The 7,591-nt window shown below is 35.3% G+C and carries 3 protein-coding genes and 1 pseudogene; 1 reads left to right on the plus strand and 3 read right to left on the minus strand.

Annotated elements, in window-relative coordinates:
- Nucleotides 1–7: 7 nt before the first annotated feature.
- Nucleotides 8–1,201: an IS256-like element ISAba26 family transposase gene (locus ACINWC323_RS13985; RefSeq protein WP_221408631.1), complete on the plus strand. Its 1,194-nt coding sequence runs from the start codon at nt 8–10 to the stop codon at nt 1,199–1,201.
- A gap of 344 nt (nt 1,202–1,545) precedes the next feature.
- Here ACINWC323_RS13985 and ACINWC323_RS13980 read toward each other — a convergent pair whose 3' ends face one another.
- From ACINWC323_RS13980 to ACINWC323_RS0118840, 3 genes and pseudogenes are all read right to left on the minus strand, one after another.
- Nucleotides 1,546–4,746 (minus strand): tyrosine-type recombinase/integrase, encoded by a 3,201-nt coding sequence (locus tag ACINWC323_RS13980; RefSeq protein WP_006582679.1) that lies wholly within the window; start codon nt 4,744–4,746, stop codon nt 1,546–1,548.
- Between the two features lie 4 nt (nt 4,747–4,750).
- Nucleotides 4,751–7,072: pseudogene (locus ACINWC323_RS13975) on the minus strand (hypothetical protein).
- A gap of 12 nt (nt 7,073–7,084) precedes the next feature.
- Nucleotides 7,085–7,549, minus strand: coding sequence for a hypothetical protein (locus ACINWC323_RS0118840; RefSeq protein WP_000911012.1), 465 nt, complete (start codon nt 7,547–7,549; stop codon nt 7,085–7,087).
- Between the last annotated feature and the right edge of the window lie 42 nt (nt 7,550–7,591).

Genomic DNA, 7,591 nt, shown 5'->3' on the forward strand with positions numbered 1-7,591 from the left:
AGCAACAATCAAAAGTATGGCTGCCGAATTGGCTAAAGGTCTAAAAACACCAGAAGACTTAAACCAAATGACAGCAGTCTTTAAAAAATTCATGATTGAAACTGCACTCAATACTGAACTTTCAGACCATCTCGGTTATGAAAAGCATCAGCCCAAGAAAGGCTCAAATAGCCGTAATGGGTTTAGTTCTAAAACCATTACAACTCAAGATGGACAACTGGCTTTAGATATTCCCCGTGATCGAGAAGGTTCATTTGAGCCACAAATTATCAAAAAGCACCAAACACGCATCACCAGTATGGATGACCAAATCCTCTCACTGTATGCAAAAGGAATGACTAATAGGGAAATTGTAGCCTTCTTCAAAGAAATGTACGATGCCGATGTGTCAGCATCTCTCATCAGCAAAGTTACCGATGCTGTGATTGAGCAAGTGACTGAGTGGCAAAATAGAGCCTTAGATAGCCTTTATCCTGTTGTCTATCTTGACTGTATTGTTGTCAAAGTCCGTCAGCACTCCAATGTGATTAACAAGTCCGTATACCTTGCTTTAGGCATCAATATGGATGGGCAAAAAGAATTACTGGGTATGTGGATTGCTCAGACAGAAGGTGCCAAATTCTGGCTGTCAGTCATGACAGAGCTAAAAAATCGAGGAGTACAGGACATTCTTGTTGCCTGTGTAGATGGATTAAAAGGCTTTCCTGACGCGATAGCCTCTGTTTACCCTCATACTGATATTCAACTGTGTATTGTGCATGTTGTACGCAATAGCCTGAGATTTGTAAGCTGGAAAGACTACAAGGCTGTTACGTCGGGTCTGAAAGCGATTTATCAGGCAAGTACAGAGGAAAATGCTTTAAAGTCCCTAGACATCTTCTGTGATCAATGGAATCACCAGTATCCCAAAATTGGAGAATCCTGGCGGGCCAATTGGGAAAATATCCGAACGATCTTTAGCTATCCAGCCGAAATACGTCATGCTATTTATACAACAAATGCGATTGAGTCGTTGAATAGCGTAATACGCCATTCAACGAAGAAAAGGAAAATCTTTTCATCTGATGACTCAGTAAAGAAGGTCATTTACTTAGCAACATCAAATGCTGCGAAGAAATGGACGATGCCAATTCAAAATTGGCGTTTAGCAATGAATTGGTTTACGATTCAGTTCGATGATCGATTAAAAGATCATTTATAAAAAATGGAACTTACACAAAATAATTTACAGGCTCCACGCCACTTGAAACATAACTTGATTGGAAATGAATTTGGGCTGAGAAAAATTCAGTTCAAATTTAACCTGACGGGCACACTAAAAAATGGGTAATTGTCAGATCGAGTTTGGACTACAACACTTTAGCTCATCGATTTACCAAAGTGCTAATCTTTACACTATTGTCTAAAATCCAGTGACCAAATTGTGATGCTAAAGCTTTTAAATTCCCTTTATTATGAATCAAAGTTAGTATGATGCTTTTCATAAAGACAGTTTACTTATAACCAGAGAGATTTTTAAACAATTCCCCTTTTAGTTTGCTTAGGCTATTTCAACCAGAGTTCATCTTTTTGCATCATTTTTAACATTAAATTAAATATAACCAGCGGAGTAACATTTTTTTTGTTAGAGCCGACAACTCTTTGAAAACTAAATTTAACGGTTCGCTCAGGAGCATCCAAATTAACTGGGTAGTTTTGTTTTTCTAAATACAGATGATCTCCTAACATTGGCTCTATACCAGTAATAAAATTAACAATTTGTTGCTCATCACCTTTCATTCGGCATTGAAAATGTAGAAAATTCTTACGCAGTTTTCCAAATAATAATAATATTTTAAGCGCCTTAACCATGTTCTTTTCTTTCAGTGCATCTTGCTGCCTATCATCTTTATAATGAAAATCAAGGAGAGGAATTATTTCATCTGGACGAGTCAGTTTTTTAGCCTTTTCGTAAAGTTCATCAAACCAACTCTCTTCTAAATTCTTACTATAAACATAATTCGTTTTTAAATTAAATTTTTGGCGATCCATCCATTTAGTGCTCATCCATTGACATCGTTGCATCCATTCTTGAGCTTGGGTATCTTCGCTTAAACGACCTTCTCTAAAACTTATCAAACGTTGAAAAGGTGTCAGAGTACTCTTCTCTATACTAAACTTCTTTTCTTGTCGGCCAGCCATCGTAACTGGCTGTGTTTGCTGATAAGAATTAAACCATTTCTGCTGCTGAGTATAACGATTTAGGTTTATGTAGTCTGTACTTGACTTCACTGGACTAAAACACTGTTCTAATACTTTTTTTGAAATGATACACGGCGAATTATAAATTCGATCGACTGCTAATAAATCCAAAACATGAAGGTAATTTGAAGCCGTTTGCTCAATACTGCTATGCCCCATCCAAGAGGCGAGCACCTGCCATTTATGTTGAATAATCTCTTCTTGAGCACGTGCTTTCATACCAAACAATAAATCCCTCATCTTTTTTGCTTTTACCCAAGGACAATCTGTGTAGGTCTTGATCATTTCTTTTGAACCGAGCAAAGTTATTGCTAGATAGTTAGCAGCACTGTGGCGTAATGTATGAAAACTAAAGCCATGATGCATACCTAATATTTGACTAAACAAATCTACTGTAATTTTGCTGATACATTGATCAGTTAATACACGATGATTCACACTAAAAAGTAGATCATCCTGCTGATTAACCAAATATTGCTCATAACGATGTTGTATGTAACGTTGTACTACTAAAAACTCATGTTCTGACAATGCAATTTTCAATGGTATTTGACGATTCGCACTTCGCGTTTTCAGACGGCGATATGAATTGTCTTGGATATGAAGCGTGATATTATTAAAAACTGTATTTTCTTTTTCTTTATAAAGTAGCTCTGGGCAAATAATATCTTGTATTTTAAGACAACGAACTTCATTTAATCGAAGTCCAGTTCTATAACTTAGTAAATACATCAGCTTTAAACAACTCAGATGATCGACCCACTCTGATGCCGTTGGCTCTTGACTTAAATTTTCTAGTTTTTCCAATAATTTGCCAAATAGCAAAGGACTCACTAGCCGTGCATTGCAAATTTGTAAATGCTTAAAACTTGAATTCTGTAGCACCAATACCCCTGGAGCATCATAATTCTCTATACAGAATTGATGAAAATCTTTTAGGCGACCAAAACGGTATTCTGCGCTTTGGTGCATCTTACGAGAGGTTTTTCCTTTCACCGAATCTCGTTGAACTGCTTTTTCATCACGTTCACTGCTGTATTTCAATAGCTGCCGATATAAATCCTCATAGTCATCTATGGATTGTTGCTTTAAATCTAATTTATTGAGCCAAATCTCAAATATAAATTCTTTGCCAAACGATCCTAAGTAGCTTTCAATAGTTGATAATTGAAGCCCTCGTTTTTTTAAATGCATTAACCAGTGAATTAAGCGTAGTTGAGCATCAATTAAAGACTTTTCCTCTGTATTAGCATCAACTATCTTCTCCTCTAACACCCTTCTAGTTTCTTGCCAAAAACGTAGCGTGCGTTCTTCTTTATTCCTCTTTTTATCTAAACGCTCAACTTTTTGACCTTTACGTTTCTTTTGACCAAACAACATCAACTCATACGGAATCGTTTGTAATTTGCTTTGAACAGTCGGAACTTCAGGAAGTAACTGCTCTTGTTCAAAATGAATAGGGCGATTATCTGGTTCTGTGACTTGATTGTAATCATTATTCCACAGCAATCTAAATTCGGATGGCCTTAAAGCAACAGTATTAATCTCTTGCTGAAGCACATTACTCAAAAATATATCTATGCTGAGGTTTGGATTAAATTCGAGTACCATTTGCACATCATTAAATGCACGAAATCCACGGCGTTTAATTTGATATTGCAGATCCCCAAGACTTTTTTTCCTGCCTATCTTACTCAAGCTTTCTAAAATACAATCTTCAACTGAATGTTGCAGACAAAATTCTTTCTGAGTAGCTTTCAACTTTTTTAAATATTGCAAAATGAACTGCGCATATGGGTTAAAAAAAACATGTTTCCATTGGTACAACTTTCCCTGTTCTACATCGTTGCCATATTGAGAGTTTTCAACACGATAATGTAGTAACAATGGATTAGTGATTTTTTTGTAGTCCGAATGGTATAACCGAAAACAATTCAGATCTGTACCAAGCTCAATGGCCTCCTGCAATTGCTTCTGAATAGCAATCAAATGCTGTTCATCTGCACAGCCTGAAATATATATAAAACTTAAGCATAAATTTCCCCATAAGTACTTTGGTTCATTCCAATATTCAAATGAATCTTGCCAATACTGCCTTAATTCCTTAAGTACATGGATATGTAGATGCCCCTGTTCTAACCGTGACTCTGTACTCTCAATTTTTCTAGGCAGTACGATCCGTTTAGTATGTGGATTTAGCTTAATTCTGTATGATTTTTTATCTACATTCTGGTTGAATTGCTTCCTTCTTTTATTAAATTCATCTTCAGTAAATTGCATCAGTTTTGATTGTTCGTCTCGGCTCAACTTTTGACTCAAACAATCAACACTATCTTTAATGTCATGCCATTTTTCAGCGATCTGCTGATCAAGTTTTTGCTGCATTTCTTTCGTCAATACTTCAGGTGGAGAAGGCTGTCTATCTAGCGACTTTTTCACCATTTTATGAATATCAACAAATAGATCATCTAGTTGTGGTTTTATTAGTTCTTTGATTTTTTGCATACAACTATTTTCGCTCTAAGTGTTTAATCGATAAAGATTTGACATTATCTTGCAATTGCTGGCGGGCTTGCTGTACATAGACATTCGGGATAAGTGAAGAATGCGGATGAAAAGCCTCTCGGTCACGTTGGTCATGACCATACAGGGCCTGAATTAAGTGAAAAGCTAATGCTGGTTTACCCTCTTGCTGCTCATGCATCAAAAAGTTCATGTCAAAATGACGTAACCAATTCGAATACATATTCTTTGGAAAGACTCCTTGCATATATGAATTCACCCATTTTCTCGATAAAGGGATTAACTTAATTTTCCTGCTCTGCCATTCTTTGACAGTTATCGGCAAGATATCTTTACTAAAAATGACCTTACCAAAAAGATCATTTACAGTTATCTTCTTCTTTGCAAAGACTTGTCTAAAAAATGAACCGTACGCTTCAATAATTTGTTCTAAAAAGGCAGTGTAATTTTGCAGTGTTTTTATGAAAAAATCAGATAAAGGGATAAAACGACCATCTTTTCTTGCTTTACTATTTTTTTTATCATTCACATATAAAAGCTTGAGCTCAACACAATAATCATCCAAATTCCCCAACAGGTTTTTTTTAGGCCGACTTGCCAAACTCAACAAACTGATATGCCACATCCAACACGCATATGCATTAAGTTGATTAATAATGTGCTTATCTTCTTGGATGTTTTCGTGACAATGTCTATGTAAAATATGGAATTGCTCTTTCACAAAATTGGGTTCAAGTGCCAGTTGGCTCCCTATCCTTCCTATAGATAATGCAGATTGCACTTTGAATTGTTGTTGCAATATTTTTAGTTCAGCCGTGTCTTCAGTAAAATGTGTGGAATGTGGTGTAAGTGCTTTTTCTAAAAAGGCTAGATATGTGCTACTGAGTTGAGTTTTCGGTAGCCCGCCATAATAGATACCAGGCATGTGATGCTGACTATCCCGCCCAGCAATTACATGAGCAAGATATTCATTATATGTTTCATAATATATATGAAAATATAATTGAGCCTGCAGTTTTTCTACAGTGATCGAACCTACAAACCGATTATCAAGCCAATTCTTAAGTTTCGTATTAATGTGTGTTGATGAAATTAGTGGATTCGATGCTTGTTCTATATAGTCAAACCAAGCAGAAGGTAAATGTAGTTGATGTGTCATCACTTCATTCCACCGCACATGATTTAAGCTCTTAATCTTCTGCTCTGTAATTTTAAGATTTAATTTGAGTAAATATTCGCGACGTCTACTTGAACCATTCTGGATCAAAATTCCATCTTGAATAAGCTCGTTAAAATCCATCAGTGCGACGGGTGATAATCCCGTCAAAAGTGACAATAAACATGCTGCAGCGATTGCAGCATCCCTCCAGTGCCCGGATAACTCGGTTCTCAACACATAAACAATTTGCTTCAGTATATCTGGCGCCAAATAATGTGGATTTGTAACAAAAGGAGCATGACGGCGCTGGCGATGCCGCATTAGATGCGTCGCATTATCGCTGAGTATATAATTTAAATTTTTAGACTTTTCATCTTCTGAATAAAACTCCATTTCAGGATCTAATAGATCAACTTCACCCTCTTCATCTTTGTGAAGAGCGGCATCATAAATACTGATCTTTGCGTTATGTCCAATATCTACTTGCTTACCCGTTTTAATTTCACGAAATTTTTTGAGTTCATTTTTCGTCGGCCATTGCAAAACTTTACTTTTTTTTGACTTACGCTGACGATGAACAACACGACGATCATCAAGTCTTTTAAAAATTATTAATAGAGCCGATAAATACTCTATGGCTTGTACTTGTTTGAAATCTTTAATATTAAAAAGTTGATTACGATCCTCCTTTTTCAAGTTACGTTCGTACATGACATAGCGATTTAGTAGCTCACTGCATTCTTGAAATAATTCAGCATGATTAGAATCCAGAACATATCGTGATACATAGCGAAAGAGATCACAAACATGTTTTTGCTTATTCTCAGCTTTATCAATTTTTGCAAATTCTTGATACTGCCGATATGTTAAAAAACTCGCTTGTAGAATCAAATAACGTTGAGACAGCTCTTGGTATTACTAGTAGTCGGCATGCAAAATAACTTAAAGAAGCTAGAAATAATATTTACCTAATTGTCTAGACTAGATATATACCATATATCTGTTGGCTTCCTTATATAGAGCTGGGCTTTTTCACGTAAATCATCTGATAGATCGACAAATTGTGTATTCACAACATATGTAATAACAATAATCTTTTAATTTTTCTGCTAAATCTAAGAATTGCTCTTCTGTTTCAATCTTTGGCATATTCGCTTTCGCTTAATTTTTTATCAAATTGCATTGGTTAAATTCATTACGATCTGAACAATTTTGTAAAAGTTGATCTTTGATTGAACTTTTTGTCAGCTTAAAAAATCTAGCAAAAAATTTAGCATCTAGCTCTTTCTGAGCTTTTCTCTCAAAGCACAAGTGTTGCTGTGATTTTTCGATAAAATCATCAAGATTATGTATCAACTGTAAGATTGCAACATAATTAGAATGTACACGTAAGCATGGCTCCGTTTGCATTAATAGCAATATTTTTTGCCAAATTTTCACATAGATTATTTTGAACTTTGCTTGTACTACTACTTTCTGACTCTGTTTAATCTTTTTGATTTTCAGTAGTTCTGAGTTAATTTTTACTATCTTAAATTGAACATTTTGTCGCTCAAAGCAAAAGGGCATGATAAATTGCCCCATAAATATCTCTATATTTTTTACTAAATAGTCAAATTTTAACATTTTTATCGATATAAAAAATGAGCATATCTTTGTATATTAAAA

It is taken from the genome of Acinetobacter sp. WC-323 (genome assembly GCF_000314615.1).
Taxonomy (GTDB): domain Bacteria; phylum Pseudomonadota; class Gammaproteobacteria; order Pseudomonadales; family Moraxellaceae; genus Acinetobacter; species Acinetobacter courvalinii.

What these genes read in the sequence shown, in the direction of transcription:
- ACINWC323_RS13980 (WP_006582679.1), bottom strand. Translation starts at nt 4,746, where the DNA reads ATGCAAAAAATCAAAGAACTAATAAAACCACAACTAGATGATCTATTT.
- ACINWC323_RS0118840 (WP_000911012.1), bottom strand. Translation starts at nt 7,549, where the DNA reads ATGTTAAAATTTGACTATTTAGTAAAAAATATAGAGATATTTATGGGG.